This is a genomic window from Rhodoferax bucti (assembly GCF_005876985.1).
GTDB lineage: Bacteria > Pseudomonadota > Gammaproteobacteria > Burkholderiales > Burkholderiaceae_C > Allorhodoferax > Allorhodoferax bucti.
The window spans coordinates 576,590-593,827 of record NZ_VAHD01000002.1; the positions used below are offsets into that span (position 1 = coordinate 576,590).

The following is a 17,238-nucleotide window of genomic DNA, read 5'->3' on the forward strand; positions in this document are numbered from 1 at the left end:
CCTCTGCGGTATGCGGCACGCCGCACTGCACCCCTCCCGTTGGCAGCGCTGGGCGCTGGCGGCGCTGCCACTGGCCTTTTTGGCGGTGGTGCTGGTGGCGCCTGCGCTGCGTTTGCTATTGGAGGGCTGGGGGGCAGAGAGCCTGTGGGCGCCGTGGCAAGACGCTTACCTGCGCGGCCGCCTGATCTGGTCATTCGCGCAGGCGGCCATCACCTGCGGGGCCACGCTGCTCTTGGGCTTGCCCATGGCCTGGGTGCTGGCACGGCTGGAGTTTCCCGGCCGCCACTGGATGCTGCGCGGGCTCATGCTGCCTTTTGTGGTGCCCACGCTGGTGGCTGCCATGGGCGTGCTGGCCCTGATGGGGCCGCGGGGCCTCTTGGTGCAGTGGGGCGGGCCGGACTTGCAGGGCACGCCGTGGTTGCTGCTCTATGGCAACCTTTTTTTCAATCTGTGTGTGGTGGTGCGCGCCGGGGTGGATGCACTGTCTCAGGTGAGCGCAGCCCGCGTGGCGGCGGCCCGTAGCCTGGGCGCCACGCCGTGGCGTGCCTTCTGGCGCGTGGAGTGGCCGGCCATTGCGCCGTGGCTGGCGTCTGCCTTGTGCCTCGTGTTTTTGTATTGCTTTTCGGGTTTCGGGCTGGCCCTGGTGCTGGGCGGGCAAGACTATGCGACTGCCGAGGTCGAGATTTACACCTTGGTGGCGCATGAGCTGCAACTGGGGCAGGCCGGCGTGCTGTCCTTGTGGATGCTGGCCCTCACCGGCGTGGTGGCTTGGAGCTATGCCGCCATCGAGCGGCGCATGGCCGCCCCCGCGCGTGCTGATGCCCTGCCGCGCCGCCGGCCCGCAGGTGCCGCGCAGTGGCTCGCAGTGGTGGCGGTGGTGCTGCTTTGGGTGTTGATTTGCCTGCTACCGCTCGCCAGTATTGCGCAAGGCGCTATACATTCAGGAGCATCCGTCTGGGAGGTGTTGACCGATGAAGACACGCTGCTCGCTTTGGGCAACACGGCGCAGTTCTCGGTGCTGGCCTTGGTGCTGGCCACCGGCCTCGGGTTGGCCCACGCGCTGGCGGCGCAGCGGGTGTTGTGGCTGCGCACGCTGGTGTTTTTGCCCTTCATCGTCTCGCCGGTGATGGTGGCCTTTGGCTTGCTGCTGCTGTACCCGCAGGCCAGTGGCAGCTTTGGGGTGTTGGTGGCGGCGTATGCGCTCTTAGCCTATCCCTTTGTGGCCAAAGCACTGGCCGCGCGGCTGGACAGCCTGCCCGCGCACTACCTGGAGGCCGCACGCAGCCTGGGCGCCAGCCCGTGGCGCTGTTTCTGGCGGGTGACGCTGCCCTTGCTCGCACCGGCCTTGCGCAGGGGCATGGCCTTTGCGGCCGCCACCGCGGTGGGGGAGTTTGCGGTGAGCCTGTTTTTGTCGCGCCCGGAGTGGGCCACACTCACCACCCTGATTTACCAGCACCTGGGCAAGCCGGGCGCCGACAATCTGGCCGCCGCGCAGGTGCTCGCCTGTGTGCTGATGGCGCTGGCCTTGCTGGCCTTTGTGCTCATTGAGTGGCCGGCCGAAGAGATCGATAACGAGGAAGACGCGCGTGCTTGAGTTGCAGAACATTTTCAAACAATGGACACCGCCGCACGGCGCGCCCAAGGCCTTGCTGCAGGGCGCTTCAGTGGCCGTAGCCGCTGGCGACACGGTGGCGTTGCTCGGGCCTAGCGGCAGTGGCAAAAGCACCTTGCTGCGCATTGCCGCCGGGCTGGAGCAGGCCGATGCCGGCCGGGTGTGCATGGATGGTGCAGATATCTCCGGCCTGCCGCCCGAGCGGCGCGGTTTCGCGCTCATGTTTCAGGACTTTGCGCTGTTTCCCCACTTGAATGTGCAAGACAACGTGGCCTTTGGCCTGGTGGAGCAGCGTGTGCCGAAAGCCGCTGCACGCGAGCAGGCGGTGGCCATGCTGGCGCGTTTTGGCCTGTCGGCCTATGCCCACTCCAAGGTCTGGCAACTCTCGGGGGGCGAGCAGCAGCGGGTGGCCCTGGCGCGGGCCCTCATCACCCGCCCGCGCGCGCTGCTGCTGGACGAGCCCTTTTCGGCGCTGGATGCCGATTTGCGCCTGCAACTGCGCGACGAGTTCAAGTCCCACATTGCCGAGCACCGCATGGCGACTCTGTGGGTGACCCATGACGAGGCCGAGGCGCGGGCCATGGCGGTGCGTGGTTACCGCTTGTTGAACGGGGTGCTGGTGCAGCAGTGGTGATATGGCCCTGCCGCACGGGGCGGGCGCCTGCGCTCAGGGCTGGGGGCGGTCCAGCGGCTTGATGCTGTCTTTGAGCACTTGCACTGGATAGTAAGAGGCAAAGCCTTTGTGCACCGTGCCGCTCTGGGCCGCACGCTGCATGGCGGCCAGCAGGTATTTGAAGAGGCCGGGCTCCATCGCCTTGGCAAGGTACACGCCGCTTTCGCCCCAGACCAGGTTGTCCAGCGGTTCGATGCGCAGCTTGTCGAGCTGGTCGCGCAGGCGGGGGTCTTCCTGCATGGCACCATACAAAATGGTGGGCACCATGATGGTCACATCGCCGGGGTTGGACTTGAGCAGTCGGCCCACGGCTTGCGGGTCGACCTCAAAGACCACGCGGTTGTCATGGCTCAGGGTGTCGATCAGATCCTGGTAGCCACTGCCGTAGTCGTAGCCCCGCACCACCACCAGGCGGGCCTCTTTGTGGTCGACCAGTTCCTGAAAGTTTTTGAAGGGCGCGCGCTGTGCATCGTCCAGGGAAATCAGGGTGGCGCGGCTGCGCACCATGGGCACAAACACGCCAAATTCATCGCGGTGGGTCGAGCGCTGCGCGGCCACGATCATGTCGGCCTTGCCGGTTTCAAACAGTTTCTCCAGACGGGCGCGTGGAACCGGCGTCATGGCAAAACGGCAATTTTCCTTGTCGGAAATGCTCTTGAGCATCTCGGGGTAAATACCGCGCACCGACTGCCCCTCGATCACCACGCTGTACCCGGTGGCCGACACCGGTACCTGTACAGCGCGGCTACAGTGCGCCGCACTGGCGCCAGCCCAAACCATGAGCGATACGGTCACAACGGCGCTGCGAATAGCAGGGTGGATCACTTGCACTTGCATTTGCATCTGCGCTTGGAGTTGGGGCGGGTTGCGCCGGGTGGAGGAGGGCTGCGTTTCAGTCTAGCGCAGCGCACCGGTTTTGTCAGCCGGGCACCGGGGCGATGCCGTCGCTGCGCAAATGCAGCACCCGGTCGGCCTGTTCAGTGGCAGCCAGCGAGTGGGTCACCAGCACTAGCGCACTGCCGTGCAGGCGGGTCTGGCTGACCAGTGCCGCCATGACTTTGGCGGCAGTGGTGGGGTCCAGGTTGCCGGTGGGCTCGTCCGCCAGGATGAGCGCGGGCTGGTGCACCAGTGCACGGGCAATCGCCACCCGCTGCAACTGGCCGCCACTGAGTTGTTGCGGCAGGCGTGCCCCCAGGCCGCCCAGGCCCACGGCGTGCAGCAAGGCGTCGACCCGCTCTGGCTCGTTGCGGCCCAGCAGCAGCAAAGGCAGGGCGACGTTTTGCGCCACATCGAGGTGCGGCAGCACATGGAAGGCCTGAAACACAAAGCCCACTTTTTCACGCCGCAGCAGGGCGCGCTGGTCGTCGTTCAGGTCGCCCAGGTCGTGCCCGGCGAGGTGCACGCGGCCGGTGTCCCAGCTGTCCAGCCCGGCCATGCAGTTGAGCAGGGTGGATTTGCCCACGCCCGACTCCCCCACGATGGCCACGAACTCGCCCGGCGCCACGTTGAGCGAAACGTTGGCAAACACCGGTGTGCTGCCGTAGTGCTTGCCCAGGGCGTGGAGTTGCAAGGTCATGGGGCGCTGCGCTTGTGGTGGGTGTGGATGAGGGGGCGCACGGCGTGCAGCAAGGCGTTTTGCGCGCCCGGCTGGTCTGCGACCACCACTTGGCGCTGCGGCATGGAGCGCAGCCAGGTGATTTGTCGTTTGGCGAGCTGGCGGGTGGCGGCAATGCCTTTGTCGCGCAGCTCTGCCATGGGGCTGGTGCCGGCCAGTGCTTCCCAGGCCTGGCGGTAGCCCACGCAGCGCATGCTGGGCAGGTCGGGGTGCAGGTCGCCACGGGCCATGAGCGCTCGCACTTCGTCCAAAAAACCGCCTTGCAGCATCAGGTCAAAGCGCTGGGCGATGCGGCCATGCAGCCAGGCCCGATCGGCAGGTTCCAAGGAAAACAGGGCGCTAGCGCCCGTAGCATCTGCGCGAGCAGCTTCTTTTTTTATAGCACTTTGCTGGGCGTGAAACGCAGAAAGCGGCTGGCCGGACACCCGGTACACCTCCAGCGCACGCTGGATGCGCTGGCTGTCCGCCGGGGCCAAGCGGGCCGCCGTGACAGGGTCTACCACCGCCAACTGCGCATGCATGGCGGGCCAGCCCAGCGCTGCTGCTTCGGCCTCCAGCGCGGCGCGCACCTCGGGGCTGGCGGCGGGCATGTCGTCCAGCCCGTCAAACAGGGCTTTGAAGTAGAGCATGGTGCCGCCCACCAGCAGGGGCAGCTTGCCGCGGGCGTGGATGTCGGTGATCAGCGCTTGTGCGTCTTTGACGAACTCGGCCGCGCTGTAGGCGTCCAGCGGGTCGCGGATGTTGATCAGGTGGTGGGGCACGGCGGCCAGCTCGTGCGGCTCGGGTTTGGCGGTGCCGATGTCCATGCCACGGTAGACCAAGGCCGAGTCGACGCTGATGATTTCGCCGTCATGCTCCGCCGCGATGGCCAGCGCCGCCGCCGTTTTGCCGGCTGCCGTAGGGCCGGCCAGGCAGAGGTAAAAAGGCAGGGCGGTCGTCATGGTGTGGTGTGGTGTGGTGCGTGTTGGGTGGTGAGGTGGGCGCGAGTGACCCGGCGCAGCAACAGCAGCAAGCCGGTAGCTGCTACGGTCAAGCCCACCACCAGCGCAATCCAGAAGCCCTGTGCGCCCATGGCCTGCACCGGGCGCCAGGGCAGCCACTCGGGTGCCAGGCCCAGCACACAACCCAGTGGCAGCGAGAAGCCCCAGAACGCGGTGAGGTGAATCACCATGGGGCTGCGGGTGACCTTGTAGCCGCGAATGGCGCAGCTGATGACCACCTGCGCCGAGTCGGACATCTGAAACACCGCCGCCAAAAACAGCAGCTGCGCGGCCAGCGTGGCCACGGTGGCGTCATTGGTGTAGGCCCAGGCAATCTGGTGGGCCATGGCCGCCATGCCCAGGGCAGACAACACCCCGAAGCCCAGACCCGCTTTGACCCCCACCCAGGCTCGGAAGCGGGCTGCCACCGGGTCGCCCGCGCCCAGGCTCTGGCCCACGCGGGTGAGCAAGGCGGTGCCCATGCTGAGCGGCACCATGAAAATCAGCGAGGTGAAGTTGAGGGCAATCTGGTGCGCGGCGACCTCGCGGCTGCCGAATTCGGCAATCAGCAGCGCAATCAGACCGAAGGCGCTGGTCTCGGCAAAGTAGGTCACCCCGATGGGAAAGCCCAGCTTCCACAAGGCCGCCAGCTTCTCGGGGTGCGGCCACTCCCAGTGCGCGAACGGCCAGGTGCTGCGGTAGGCGGGGGACAGGCGCATCCACACCAGCAGGCCGATCAGGTTGAACCACACGCACAAGAGCGTGGCCCAGGCACAACCCAGCCCGCCCAGGCGCGGGAAGGGCCCTACGCCAAACACCAGCAGCCAGTTCACCAGCACGTTGAGCAGCAGCGCGCCCAGCGACATCACCATCAAGGGCTTGGTCTGGTTGAGGCTGGCGCTGTAGCCGTAGAGCACGCGGTAGCAGGCGAAGGCGGGCAGGGCAAAGCTGATGATCTGCACAAAGCCTGTGGCCACCTCATGCACATGGGGTTCTATGTCCATGTGGTCAAACACGCGGGCCGAGAGCTGGGCCAGCACCAGCGCCACTAGGCCCACGCCCAGTGCCTTCCAGAGGCCCTGGCGCACCAGGTGGGGCACCTTGTCAAACTCCCGGGCACCCACATGGTGGGCCACCAGGGGGGCGACCGACATCATCAACCCCATGAGGGTGATGATGATGATGTTCCAGATGGACACCCCCAGCGAGATGCCGGCCAGGTCATGCGCCGATGCGTGGCCGGCCATGGCCACATCGACCACCGACATGCCCACATTGGCCAGTTGACCGATCAGGATGGGCCAGGCCAGCTGCCACAGGGCCGCAAATTCGGTACGGGTGGACAGCGGCGGGTGGGAGGGGGCGGGGCGTGCGGTCATCAGCCGGCCATTTTACGGGCCTGCCCGCGCTGGTCCGGGCATAAAAAAACAGCGCTGCAGCGCTGTTTTTGCAGGGAGCACCTGAGGTGCTTACTTGCCGTCGCGCACCGCCACGGCGGTGTCGGGGAAGTCGCTGAACAAGCCGTCCACACCGAGCGCGAAGAAGCGCTTGTACTCGGCCTTGGGGTCGCCCTTGTAGTCGGACAGCAGGCCGGGGGCTTCGCTGCGGAAGGTGTAGGCGTGCACAAACAGGCCGGCGGCGTGGGCGTTTTTCACCACATCGGTGGGGGGCAGGGCGACGCGGTCGTTGTCGGTGATCTTGCCGTCACCGTTCAGGTCACGCGGCTTGCCGTCGGCACCCAGCACTTGGGCGGCGCTGGCCAGATAGGGCTTCCAGGGGCCGATGCCGTCAGCGTAGGTTTTGACTTCGGCCAGACCCTTGGGGGTCAGCAGGTCGGGGAAGGTGCGGCTGTCTTTGGCCACAGCAAAGTCATAAGGCTTGTCGAAAGGCGCGACCAGGGTCACGTTGCCCTTGGCGTCCACATCGTCGGCGTCCACCAGCTGTACCAGGCGCACCTGGGTCAACTTGCGCAAGGCTTTGAGGTTGGACACTTCAAACGACTGGATGATGACCGGAGAGTCTTTCTTGGTGTAGCCATACTCAGCCAGCATGGCCAGTAAGCGTGGCTCGATGGGCAGACCCGCATCCACGTGGTAAGTGGGGTGCTTGGTTTCGGGGTACACGCCGATGGTGCGGCCGGTGCGGGCCGACTCGGTTTTGGCGAGCTCCAGAATTTCGCGGAAGGTGGGGATTTGGAACTGGCCGTCGAACGACTTGTCGCGTGCGGCGTTGGGTTGCTTGGCGCGCAGGGTGCGCAGCTCGGCCAGGGTGAAGTCGGTGACGAACCAGCCGGTTTCGTTCACGCCGTCCACCTTGCGGGTGGTTTTGCGGCTGGCGAACTCGGCGCGGACCGACACATCGGTGGTGGCGGTGATGTTGGGTTCGTGGCGGGCTACCAGCTCGCCGTCTTTGGTGACCACCAGATCGGGCTCGATGAAATCGGCACCCATTTCAATCGCCTTTTTGTAGGAGGCCAGAGTGTGCTCGGGCAGGTAGCCGCTGGCGCCGCGGTGGCCGATGACCAGCGGCTTGGCGCCGTTCAGGGTGGGGTAGGCGGAGGTTTGCACGCCGTTGGTTGCGCAGGCCGCCAGCAAGGCGGCAACAGACATGGCAACGGCACTTGCCGTGAAGCGGATGGAGGTCATAAACAAAGAGTCCCTAGTAGTGAAAACAGTCAGCGGCGGATGATGGTGGCGCCGCGTGACCGTTCCGTGACAAGCGCTAGGGCTTGGCGTCTACCAGGTCCAGCCAGCGCTGCAGGGGGTTGAAGCCGGTAATGAGCGCACTGGCCAGCAGCACCAAGCCCCCGCCCAGCAGCAGGCCATGGCCCAGCTGCTCGCCCAGAAACACATGGCCCCACAGCACGCCGAACACCGGCACCATGAAGATGGGGCTCATGGCCGCCACTGGGGTGACGTGCTGCATGATGCGCAGGTGGGCCCAGTAGGCGAGGCCCGAGGTCACCACCCCCATGACCGCCACCGCCAGCAAGGCGGACACCGAAAACCCGGCTTGCGGCAGGCTGTAGGCCGCACCCGGCAACAGCATGAGCCACGATAGGGCGTGGATGCCGGCCGCAATCTGCAGGGGCTGCATTTGGCCGACAGCGCGTTTGGTAATCGGGGTGGAAAAACCGTAGCAGGCCGATGCCGCCACGCACGCCAGCACGGCCATCACCACCTTGAAGGAGGGCTCCACGGGCCCCAGGCTCACGATTAGGGCGACGCCCCCGAAGCCGCAGGCGCAGCCCAGCAGTTTTTTGAGGGTGATGGTGTCTTCCCCCATGCGGGCCGAGGCAAACATGCCGAAGATGACGGCGGTGGAGTTGAGCAAGGCGCTATAGCCGGCCGGCAGTTGCAAACCGGCCCACGCGAATAGCAAAAAAGGCGCAGCCACCGACAGCAGGCCGATGACGGCCAGGGTGCGCCACTGCTGCCAGGCCCAGGGTTGGCGCATCAGGCGCATGAGCAGTGCCAGCGTGAGAGTGGCCATGCTGACCCGCAACAGGGCTAGCAGGTTGGGGCCGAATACCGGGCTGGCGATGCGGATGAAGAGGAAGGAGGCGCCCCATAAGGACGATAGCGCCACCAGCTGGACAAAGTATTTGGTTTTCATGGGCCCGGCCATTGTCACGCAGTGGCACGGACCCTTGAAAACACTCAGCCTTCGTAGTGCAGCGTAGAGATGGCGCGCAGTTCGTCGGCGGTGGTGCTGGGGAAGCCGAAATATTCCAGATAGGCCGGAATCTGCTCAAACAGCATGTCCGAGCCGATCTGGAAGCGGCAGCCGCGCGCGCGGGCGGCTTCCAAAAATGCGGTCATCTCGGACTTCATCACCACCTCACCCACAAAGGTGCTGGCGGCAATGCGGCTCACGTCCATGGGCATGGGGTCGCCCACGTTCATGCCCATGGGGGTGGCGTTGACCACAATGTCGAAGCCGGCCGGGTCGTTGCTGCCGGTGCTCACCTGCAGCGCTGGGTAGTGCTTTTGCAGGCGCGAGGCCAGCCCTTGCTGGGAGGCATCCATGGGGTCAAACAGGGCGATCGCCGCCACGCCGGCGGCCGCGAGGGAGGCGGCAATCGCCGAGCCCACACCCCCACAACCCACCACCAGCGCGCGGGCACCCTGGAGCACGCAGCCTTTGCGCTTTACGCCGCGCACAAAGCCTTCGCCATCGAACATGTCGCCTTGCAGCTTTCCGTCGGCGCTCAGGCGCACGGCATTGCAGGCCCCGGCAATCGAGGCGGTGGGCGATACCTCGTCCAGCAGGCCCACGGTGGTGACCTTGTGTGGCATGGTGATCAGCGCGCCCCGGATGTTGCTCAGGCGGAAAACGTTGCGCAAAAAGGCGGGGTAGTCCTCAGGCTTGCAGCCCATGGGCACGACCACCGCGTTGGCGCCGCATTTTTCAAACCAGGGGTTGTAAATCATCGGCGCCTTGAAGGCGTGGGTAGGGAAGCCGATGTGAGCGACGAGCTCGGTGTTACCGGTAATACGCATGGTTAAGCTGCCTTTGCGGAGTCAATGGCTTGTTGCCGTTGGGCCAAGTATGCCGATTCTTCTACCGGCATGGCGTTCGGGTTACCCAGGTCCTGCAGCCGGATGCGCGAGTTCTCGCGGGCCGTCCAGGCAGCTGTTGCGGCAATGGCCGTGATGGCCAGGGCAATCGAGCCCACAGTCAGCGGGATGTTGGCCGAGCCGGGGGGCGCCACGGTAGCAAACAAGGCTGGCAGCAAGGCGGTGATCATGGTGCCCACGTTTTGCGAAATGGCCATGGCGGTCACACGGGTGCGGGCCGGGAACATTTCAGGGAAGAAGCTGGGGAACACGGCGTTGTAGCCCTGGTACACCACACCCCACATCAGGATGGACATGCCCACGGCCAGCGGCACGTTTTTGACGCTGATGGCGTACAGGTAGCCGAAGGACAGCAAGCCCGCGCCCAGTGCACCCACCACCACCGGCAGACGGCGGCCGATGCGGTCAGACAGGTTGCCCACCATGGGAATCACCACCACGGCCACGCAGTTGCCGATGACGGGAATCCAGAGGTACACGCTCTTGTCAAAGCCGATGCCGTAGCCTGCCTGCACCGCATAGGCGGCACCGAAGATGGTGGTCACCACCGGAATCACGTTCATCAGCGCCATGCAGGACACGCGCAGCATGTCGCGCCAGCATTCGGTGAAGGCTTGCACGATGGGGGCGCGGGGTACCACGCCCTGGGCTTGTTCTTCCGCGAAGATGGGCGTTTCTTCCACTTCCTTGCGGATGTAGAAGCCCACAATGATCACCACAAAGCTCAGCAGGAAGGGAATGCGCCAGCCCCAGCTGTTAAAGGCTTCGTTGGGCAAAAAGTAGGCCAGGGGCAAGAAGATGGCGGCCGCCAAAATCTGGCCGGCCTGCACACCTTGCAGGGTGTAGCTGGCGTAGTAGCCCCGGCGGCCGAACGGTGCGTGCTCCATGATCATGGAGCTGGCCCCCGAGATTTCACCGGCCACGGCAAAGCCCTGCATCAGGCGCAACACCACCAACAAGGCAGGCGCCCAAAGGCCGACCTGTGCATAGGTGGGCAGCAAGCCCACGGCCAGGGTGGAGAAGCCCATCAGGAACATGCACAGAATCAACACCTGCTTGCGGCCATGCGTGTCGCCCCAGTGGCCCAAAAAGAACGCGCCGATGGGCCGTGCCACGTACCCCACGCCATAGGTCGCCAGCGAGGCGATGATGGCCATTTGCGGGTCGGTAGAGGGGAAGAACAGCTGCGGAAAAATCAGCGACGCAGCCGTGGCGTAGATGAAGAAGTCGTAATACTCCAGCACGGAGCCGATCCAACCGCTGGCGGTTGCTTTTTTGGTTTGGCCGCTGTCGTGCGGCACACCGGTAGAACTTGACATGTACGCTCCAAAATGAAATGCCCCACGCGCAGCGCGCCTCAGTGGCAAGAGCGGTGAATGTAGTGGTCTGTTCGGGTAAATACGAGGTCTGCGATGTGTGCTGCGTACAATCATCGATCGCGCGTGCGCTTTGAATGATCGCAATAAGGGTTTCACCCTAGACTCACACACCACCATGTCGACAGAAATAGATCCGAAGTTGTTGATTGAATGCCTGGGCAAGGGCCTGCGGGTGATCGAGTCGTTTTCTGACGAGCGCCCCCGGCTCACCGCCACCGAAACCGGTGCGCTGGCCGGCCTGACCCGCACGGCTGCGCGCCGCTACCTGCTGAGCCTGGTGCATTTCGGCTACGCCGGCACCGACGGCAAGTACTACTGGCTGCTGCCCAGCATCTTGCGCCTGGGGCAGAGCTACCTGGACTCGGCTCGCCTGCCGCGCCTGGTGCAACCGTTTTTGCAGCGCATGTCCATGCAGACGGGAGAAACCGCCAACCTCAGCGTGCTCGACGGGCAGGACGTGGTGTACCTGCTGCGCAGCAATGCACCACGGGTCTTGTCCATCGGCTACCACACCGGGGCGCGCATTCCGGCCCACTGCGTGTCGGCGGGCTTTGCCATTTTGTCGACCTACACCCGCCCCGAGCTGGAGCGCTGGGTGGAGGGGCACGATTTCAGCCGCTTCACGCCGCAAACCATTACCAAGCCCGATGCCTTTATGGAGCTGGTGGAGTCCGCCCGCAATCTGGGCTACTGGATGACCGACCAGTTCATCAACGTGGGCATGTCCGGGGTGGCGGTGCCGCTGCTGGACCGCAAGGGCCACTGCCACGGTGCCCTCAGCATGACCTACCAGCGGGAGATTTACCCTCCCGAAGCGGCACAAAAAAAGCTGCTGCCGGCGCTGCAAGACACGGCGGAAGTCCTGCGCAGCATCATTTGAGGCGCGTGCGGTTTTCTTGATGCCGGTCAATGTTTGCGCCGGCCCGGAGAAGGGTGCGGCCTGGATAATTTGAGCATGACTTCTGCTGCCCCTTCTAGCCCTTTGCGCTCCTCCCTCCGCACCCCTGAATTGCTCGCCCCTGCCGGCTCGCTGGCCATGTTGCAAACGGCCTTGGCCTTCGGCGCCACGGCGGTGTACGCGGGCCAGCCGCGTTACAGCTTGCGCGTGCGCAACAACGACTTTGGCAGCCTCGATGTGCTGCGCGCCGGCATTGAGTACACGCACGCGCAGGGCAAGAAGTTTTATCTGGTGTCCAACATCTTCCCGCATGGCAACAAGACGCAGAGCTACGTGAAAAACATGCAGCCGGTGATCGACCTCAAGCCCGACGCGATGATCATGTCCGACCCCGGCCTCATCATGCTGGCGCGCGAGGCCTGGCCGGAGATGGAGATTCACCTCTCGGTGCAGGCCAATACGGTGAATGCGGCAGCGGTGAAGTTCTGGAGCAAGGTGGGCATCAGCCGCGTCATCCTCTCGCGCGAGTTGTCGCTGGACCAGGTGGCGCAAATCCGCCAGGACTGCCCGGACACCGAGCTGGAGGTGTTTGTGCACGGCGCGCTGTGCATTGCTTACTCAGGCCGCTGCCTGCTCTCGGGCTACTTCAACCACCGCGATGCCAACCAGGGCAGCTGCACCAACTCTTGCCGCTGGGACTACAAGACACATGCGGCCCAAGTCGATGCGAGTGGTGATGTGCTGAGCCCTCAGCGCAGCGGCCACGCCTGCGGACAGGGCAGCACGGTGCCCATCGAGGCGCACCAAAGCATTGCTTATTTGCTGGAAGAGAGCCAGCGCCCCGGTGACTACATGCCCATCGAGGAAGACGAGCACGGCACCTACGTGATGAATTCCAAAGACTTGCGCGCCATCGAGCATGTGCAGCGCTTGGTGGAAATCGGCGTCGACTCGCTCAAGATTGAAGGCCGCACCAAGAGCCCGTATTACGTGGCCCGCACTGCGCAGGCTTACCGTGCCGCGATTGACGACGCGGTGGCAGGCCGTGCGCTCAACCCCGAGCTGCTGGGCCAGCTCGAAGGCCTGGCCAACCGGGGCTACACCAGCGGCTTCTTCCAGCGCCACACGCCTGAGGCCACCCAAAACTACCTGCGCGGCTACTCCGAGAGCGGGCGCAGCCTGTATGTGGGCGATGTGCTGGCGTTTGATACAGAGCGCGGCCTGGCGCAGGTGAATGTGCGCAACAAGTTTGCGGTGGGCGACCGGCTGGAAATCATCCACCCCGCCGGCAATGTGGATGCCACCCTGACCCGCATGGAAAACGCCGAGGGACAAGCCATGGACTTGGCGCCCGGCAGCGGGCACACGGTGTGGGTGGACTTGCCGCAGCAGGCGGTGGGCGCGTTTGTGGCCCGCTATGTACAGCCGGAAGCACCGGCAGTGGCCGAACCAGTCGTTGCTATGGTTTAAGGAGCTACTCGCGCAAGCTGCACAAGCGCTGAAGGCCGATTTGGCTTGATGTGTCAGCGCTCGAACCGGCCTTGTAGCAGGGCTTGGCGGGTGGTGGCATCGAACTTCTCAATCGCGTAACGCAGCGTGGTGCGGGGTAGGGCGGCGTAGTGGGTGCGCAAGAAATCCAGCAGCCGCGCCTCGTCGCGCTTGCCCAGTTCGCGCAGCATCCAGCCGCAGGCCTTGTGCATAAGGTCGTGCGGGTCGCCCAGCAGCTGGGCGTAAAGCCTGAGCGCGTCGTCAAAGTCGCCTGCGCGAATGAAGGCAAAAGTGCTGAGCACGGCGATGCGCCGGTCCCACAGCACGGGCGATTCGGCCAGTTGCCAGATCACACTGCGATCACGCTGGAGCAGGTAGGGGCCGCTGATGTAGGGGGCCGAGCCGTCCACCAGGTTCCAGTTGTTGATGCGCGCGCGCTGCGCCATGAAGCAGTCGTACACCGCCGTCTGCGTCGCCTCGTCGCCTTTGGCAAAGCGCCGCACCATCACATCTAGCGCCAGCAAGCGCACTTCGTTGTAGGGGGACTGCAGCAGGGCGGCGCAGTCGGCGAGCATGAGGGTGTTGAACTGGCGTGCGGTCTCGCGGATGAGTGGCACGCGGATGCCCAGGAAGCGGTCGCCCTCGCCGTATTGCCCCGGGCCGCTTTGGAAGTAGCGCGCAGCCGTTTGGGCTTTGCCGGCATCCGCCCATGCGAACAGCGCACTTTCGGCTGCGCGGGCCTCGGGGCTAACTTTGACTGTTGTATCAGTTGCGAAAAACATCACTTTCGGAGCTAACGGTTGCCGTGTGGAAACATTCGCGTCCAATCAGTTGGTCCGATCTTTATGGCGAAAAACTTGTTCCTAAGCTGTTTTAGTACTCCTAGCGTTTCAAGGTGCTTGAGATACTTCCAAAGCGCAATGCTGTCTCCGTTAGGGACTTGCGGTTTCACTTCAAAAGCTAAGCGAAGCCAAGCGAGGCAATCTTCATGTTCGAAATCGATGCAAAGGAATTCTTCAGGACCAAATTTTTCCACTCTGGCGATATAAACCAACACCGCTGATTGCCACACTTCACGTGGAGTACTGAATGAGAGTTCCCAAGGTACAAATGTGCTGAATTTTTTCATTTGACCTTCTGTTAGCCCAAGCTGACGAATATTTCGTTCCAGCTTGTCGAGAGGGGGCATGTTTCTGTAGCGGCGAAATTTTTCAGCCCTTTCTAGAGCACGTTGAACCCTTCTCGATTCGATCCGTTGAAATTCAATTTTGGCCTGTCTCTCAATCTCTCTTTGACGATTTGATTCCAATGTATGGAGTTGCTGTGCCTCAGCAGTCATTGCCTCGATATGCTCATTAAAAATCCATATCGCTGGGTACGGAGAACTGAAGAGCGTTCTCTCCAGTGCTGTGAAAGTAAAGCAATCTTTAAGAGACTTTAGATTCACTTCAAATGCAGGAATTCTTAGTTCTCGAATCTTGGCATTTTTTTCCTCATCTACAAAATGAGTGACTGCAATTTCGACCAGATAGCGCTCATCTCCGGCTTTTACCCAAATGTCCGGGCGAATATTGCTCATCCAAACTTCAAGTTCCACTTCATCTAAGCGTAGCAGCCGTTCTGCGGTGTGTACTTTTGATGGTGCGTATTGCAGTGTGCTTTGGTATTCCACAATCGGCAGACGAACCTCTTTGCGCTCTGCAATGATTTGTTTGGCCGCTAGATGGACTGCGGTTTCAAAGCCCCGAGCGCAATCTTCGCCGGGCGCGTGTGCAAAGTGCGGCGTGGCAGCGCCTTGTCTGGCGATTAGTGGCCTTTTGCACGCAGGACAAACACATCCGCAGGCCTTCCCATTCGGTACGCCATTCGGCTCATAAAGTGTCGATTCTTTGAGCCCGAACGGTACGCGCAAGGACATATTCGACGTCAGCGCCCGCGCAAAAACAAGCTGTCCAGCTCCTTGAGTGTGAGCTGGCGCCAGGTGGGGCGGCCATGGTTGCATTGGTCGCTGCGCTCGGTGGCTTCCATGTCGCGCAAGAGCGCGTTCATTTCTTCCAGCGTGAGCTTGCGGTTGGCGCGCACCGCGCCGTGACAGGCCATGGTGCCCAGAATCTCGTTTTGGGCGCGCTGGATGACGGTGCTGGCGTCGTGTTGCGCCAACTCGGCCAGCACGCTGCGAGCCAGCTCTACCGCATCGCCTTGGGCCAGGGTGGTGGGCACGGCGCGCACGGCCAGGGTTTTGGGCGAGAAGGGGCTGATCTCCAGGCCCAGCGTGTTGAGCGTGGCTACATGTGCCTCGGCGGTGGCCACTTCATCCGGCGTGGCGGCGAAGGTGGCGGGGATCAGCAGGGGCTGGCTGGCTAGCGGGTGCACGCTGCCGTCGGGGGCGGTGAGGCTGATTTGTGTTTTCAGCCGCTCGTAGACGATGCGTTCGTGGGCAGCGTGCATGTCTACGATGACCAGGCCTTGGTTGTTTTCGGCCAGGATGTAGACGCCTTGCAGTTGGGCAATCGCGCGGCCCAAGTGCCAAGCGTTTTCGTTGCCATCGCGGCCGAGGGGCCACGCCTCTTCGCTTGCGAGACGGCTGGGGGGCTGCGGGCTCTGCTCCGTGTCCCCCGCCCGCTTGGCGGGCTCCTCCTTGACCTGCGCAGAGCCCGCAGCCCCCCAGCCTTCTTGGGTCGTAGCGTTGCGCTGCCAGAGCAGGCTGAGGTCGTTGACGCGGTGGCCGATCAAACCTTCTTCTGTTTCAAATTTGATAGCGGGTTGCGCACTGTACATGGGCGCTACCGGCTTGTTCGGCACATAACTTCCCGGTGCGGGCAGGGCGTTGGCGTCACCCGTGTTGCCGAACAGGCTGGGTGCCTGGGGCTGGCCGGCGGTAGTGCCAGCCGCGGCTGCAGCGCGTGGGGCGGCCAAGGTATCTTCCACCGCATGGCGCACGGCCTGGTGCACTTCGCGGCTGTCGCGGAAGCGCACTTCGATTTTGGTGGGGTGCACGTTCACGTCCACCCGCGTCGGGTCCATGGCCACGTAGAGGGCGTAGACCGGTTGGCGGTTGCCGTGCAGCACGTCTTCATAGGCGCTGCGGGCTGCGTGGGTAAGCACTTTGTCGCGCACAAAGCGGCCGTTCACGTAGCAAAACTGCTGGTCGCCGCGCGAGCGGGCGGCGTCGGGCACGCCGGCGCGGCCCCAGACCCGAAGGGGCTGCTGTCCATCCCGGCGCAGGGCGGGTTGGCCGAATTCGTTGGCTTGGCTGCTGTGCCAGTCCACCCGCACGCTTTGGGCCAGGAACTCGGGGCCCAGTACGTCAGACAAGCGCTGGTCCAGCGCGGCGAGTGCAGCGTCGATCGGGGCATCGGCCAGCGGCACATCCAAGCAGCGGCGCCACTGCTCGATCAGTTTGCCTTCGTGCCAGATGGCAAAGCCCACATCAGGGCGGGCGAGGGCGTGGCGGCGTACGGATTCGATGCAATGTGCCAGTTCGGTGGCGTCGGTTTTCAAAAATTTGCGGCGTGCCGGGGTGCTGTAAAACAGCTCTTTGACTTCGACGGTGGTGCCCTGGCTGCGTGCCACCGGGCGTAGCTCGCCGGTGCGGCCATCGAGCAGATAGGCATCATTCAGGCCGCTAGCCCTCGACAAGATTGCGCAGTCAGCTATGGAATTGATAGCGGCCAGCGCCTCGCCGCGAAACCCCATGGTCGCCACGCTCTCCAGATCGCGCAGATTGCCGATTTTGCTCGTGGCGTGGCGCTTGAAGGCGATGGGCAACTCGTCGCGCAGGATGCCCTGGCCGTCGTCTTCCACGCTGATCAGGCGCACGCCGCCGGCCAGCAGGCGCAGGGTGACTTGGGTGGCGCCGGCGTCCAGCGCGTTGTCCACCAACTCGCGCACCACGCTGGCGGGGCGCTCCACCACTTCACCGGCCGCAATCTGGCTGATGAGTTCGTCGGGCAGTTCGCGGATAGGGCGGCGGAGAGGGGGAGTAAGCGGTGCATTCACCAAAGCATTTTAGG

The 17,238-nt window shown here is 63.8% G+C and carries 15 protein-coding genes; 4 read left to right on the forward strand and 11 right to left on the reverse strand.

Features of this window, described 5'->3' with window-relative positions; translation table 11 throughout:
- Positions 1–10: 10 nt before the first annotated feature.
- Positions 11–1,594 carry an ABC transporter permease gene (locus FDM28_RS09330; RefSeq protein ID WP_138514870.1) on the forward strand — a complete coding sequence of 528 codons (1,584 nt, stop codon included), beginning with the start codon at positions 11–13 and terminating at the stop codon, positions 1,592–1,594.
- Complete coding sequence (locus FDM28_RS09335; RefSeq protein ID WP_138514871.1) at positions 1,587–2,246, forward strand: ABC transporter ATP-binding protein; 660 nt, start codon at positions 1,587–1,589, stop codon at positions 2,244–2,246. The genes FDM28_RS09330 and FDM28_RS09335 overlap by 8 nt, the downstream gene beginning before the upstream one ends.
- A gap of 33 nt (positions 2,247–2,279) precedes the next feature.
- Here the strand turns inward: FDM28_RS09335 and FDM28_RS09340 are convergent, their stop codons facing one another.
- From FDM28_RS09340 to FDM28_RS09375, 8 genes are all read right to left on the reverse strand, one after another.
- Positions 2,280–3,122, reverse strand: coding sequence for a substrate-binding periplasmic protein (locus tag FDM28_RS09340; protein WP_170211686.1), 843 nt, complete (start codon positions 3,120–3,122; stop codon positions 2,280–2,282).
- 82 nt (positions 3,123–3,204) lie between these two features.
- Complete coding sequence (locus tag FDM28_RS09345; RefSeq protein WP_138514873.1) at positions 3,205–3,861, reverse strand: ABC transporter ATP-binding protein; 657 nt, start codon at positions 3,859–3,861, stop codon at positions 3,205–3,207.
- Entirely contained in the window at positions 3,858–4,841 is a 984-nt protein-coding gene (gene miaA / locus FDM28_RS09350; RefSeq protein WP_138514874.1) for a tRNA (adenosine(37)-N6)-dimethylallyltransferase MiaA, read from the reverse strand. Before miaA ends, FDM28_RS09345 begins: the two co-directional genes overlap by 4 nt.
- Complete coding sequence (locus FDM28_RS09355) at positions 4,838–6,259, reverse strand: MATE family efflux transporter (protein ID WP_138514875.1); 1,422 nt, start codon at positions 6,257–6,259, stop codon at positions 4,838–4,840. The genes miaA and FDM28_RS09355 overlap by 4 nt, the downstream gene beginning before the upstream one ends.
- 90 nt (positions 6,260–6,349) lie before the next feature.
- The gene (locus FDM28_RS09360) at positions 6,350–7,525 is read right to left on the reverse strand and encodes a glycerophosphodiester phosphodiesterase (RefSeq protein WP_206021943.1); all 1,176 of its coding nucleotides are present in this window, start codon (positions 7,523–7,525) and stop codon (positions 6,350–6,352) included.
- 76 nt (positions 7,526–7,601) lie between these two features.
- Positions 7,602–8,495, reverse strand: a complete 894-nt coding sequence (locus FDM28_RS09365; protein ID WP_138514876.1) for a DMT family transporter — start codon at positions 8,493–8,495, stop codon at positions 7,602–7,604.
- Between the two features lie 44 nt (positions 8,496–8,539).
- A complete protein-coding gene (locus tag FDM28_RS09370; RefSeq protein WP_138514877.1) occupies positions 8,540–9,382 on the reverse strand; it encodes a shikimate dehydrogenase family protein in 843 nt (280 codons plus the stop codon).
- Between the two features lie 2 nt (positions 9,383–9,384).
- Entirely contained in the window at positions 9,385–10,779 is a 1,395-nt protein-coding gene (locus tag FDM28_RS09375; protein WP_138514878.1) for an MFS transporter, read from the reverse strand.
- Positions 10,780–10,954: 175 nt separating this feature from the next.
- Between FDM28_RS09375 and FDM28_RS09380 the strand changes: the two genes are divergently transcribed.
- Both FDM28_RS09380 and trhP read left to right on the forward strand, forming a co-directional pair.
- Complete coding sequence (locus tag FDM28_RS09380; RefSeq protein ID WP_138514879.1) at positions 10,955–11,719, forward strand: IclR family transcriptional regulator domain-containing protein; 765 nt, start codon at positions 10,955–10,957, stop codon at positions 11,717–11,719.
- A 75-nt stretch (positions 11,720–11,794) separates the two neighbouring features.
- A complete protein-coding gene (trhP, locus tag FDM28_RS09385) occupies positions 11,795–13,207 on the forward strand; it encodes a prephenate-dependent tRNA uridine(34) hydroxylase TrhP (protein ID WP_138514880.1) in 1,413 nt (470 codons plus the stop codon).
- 53 nt (positions 13,208–13,260) lie between these two features.
- On the opposite strand, the gene FDM28_RS09390 is transcribed toward trhP, so the two are convergent.
- From FDM28_RS09390 to mutL, 3 genes are read right to left on the reverse strand one after another with little or no spacing between them, the layout of a single operon-like run.
- Complete coding sequence (locus tag FDM28_RS09390; RefSeq protein ID WP_138514881.1) at positions 13,261–14,007, reverse strand: DNA alkylation repair protein; 747 nt, start codon at positions 14,005–14,007, stop codon at positions 13,261–13,263.
- A gap of 11 nt (positions 14,008–14,018) precedes the next feature.
- Positions 14,019–15,143, reverse strand: a complete 1,125-nt coding sequence (locus tag FDM28_RS09395; RefSeq protein WP_170211688.1) for a competence protein CoiA family protein — start codon at positions 15,141–15,143, stop codon at positions 14,019–14,021.
- 8 nt (positions 15,144–15,151) lie between these two features.
- Positions 15,152–17,224, reverse strand: a complete 2,073-nt coding sequence (gene mutL / locus FDM28_RS09400; protein ID WP_138514883.1) for a DNA mismatch repair endonuclease MutL — start codon at positions 17,222–17,224, stop codon at positions 15,152–15,154.
- Between the last annotated feature and the right edge of the window lie 14 nt (positions 17,225–17,238).

Excerpts from the sequence above, each read along its gene's own strand:
- FDM28_RS09330 (WP_138514870.1), top strand. The coding sequence starts at position 11 with ATGCGGCACGCCGCACTGCACCCCTCCCGTTGGCAGCGCTGGGCGCTG.
- FDM28_RS09340 (WP_170211686.1), bottom strand. The coding sequence starts at position 3,122 with ATGCAAGTGCAAGTGATCCACCCTGCTATTCGCAGCGCCGTTGTGACC.
- FDM28_RS09345 (WP_138514873.1), bottom strand. The coding sequence starts at position 3,861 with ATGACCTTGCAACTCCACGCCCTGGGCAAGCACTACGGCAGCACACCG.
- miaA (WP_138514874.1), bottom strand. The coding sequence starts at position 4,841 with ATGACGACCGCCCTGCCTTTTTACCTCTGCCTGGCCGGCCCTACGGCA.
- FDM28_RS09355 (WP_138514875.1), bottom strand. The coding sequence starts at position 6,259 with ATGACCGCACGCCCCGCCCCCTCCCACCCGCCGCTGTCCACCCGTACC.
- FDM28_RS09360 (WP_206021943.1), bottom strand. The coding sequence starts at position 7,525 with ATGACCTCCATCCGCTTCACGGCAAGTGCCGTTGCCATGTCTGTTGCC.
- FDM28_RS09365 (WP_138514876.1), bottom strand. The coding sequence starts at position 8,495 with ATGAAAACCAAATACTTTGTCCAGCTGGTGGCGCTATCGTCCTTATGG.
- FDM28_RS09370 (WP_138514877.1), bottom strand. The coding sequence starts at position 9,382 with ATGCGTATTACCGGTAACACCGAGCTCGTCGCTCACATCGGCTTCCCT.
- FDM28_RS09375 (WP_138514878.1), bottom strand. The coding sequence starts at position 10,779 with ATGTCAAGTTCTACCGGTGTGCCGCACGACAGCGGCCAAACCAAAAAA.
- FDM28_RS09380 (WP_138514879.1), top strand. The coding sequence starts at position 10,955 with ATGTCGACAGAAATAGATCCGAAGTTGTTGATTGAATGCCTGGGCAAG.
- trhP (WP_138514880.1), top strand. The coding sequence starts at position 11,795 with ATGACTTCTGCTGCCCCTTCTAGCCCTTTGCGCTCCTCCCTCCGCACC.
- FDM28_RS09390 (WP_138514881.1), bottom strand. The coding sequence starts at position 14,007 with ATGTTTTTCGCAACTGATACAACAGTCAAAGTTAGCCCCGAGGCCCGC.
- FDM28_RS09395 (WP_170211688.1), bottom strand. The coding sequence starts at position 15,143 with ATGTCCTTGCGCGTACCGTTCGGGCTCAAAGAATCGACACTTTATGAG.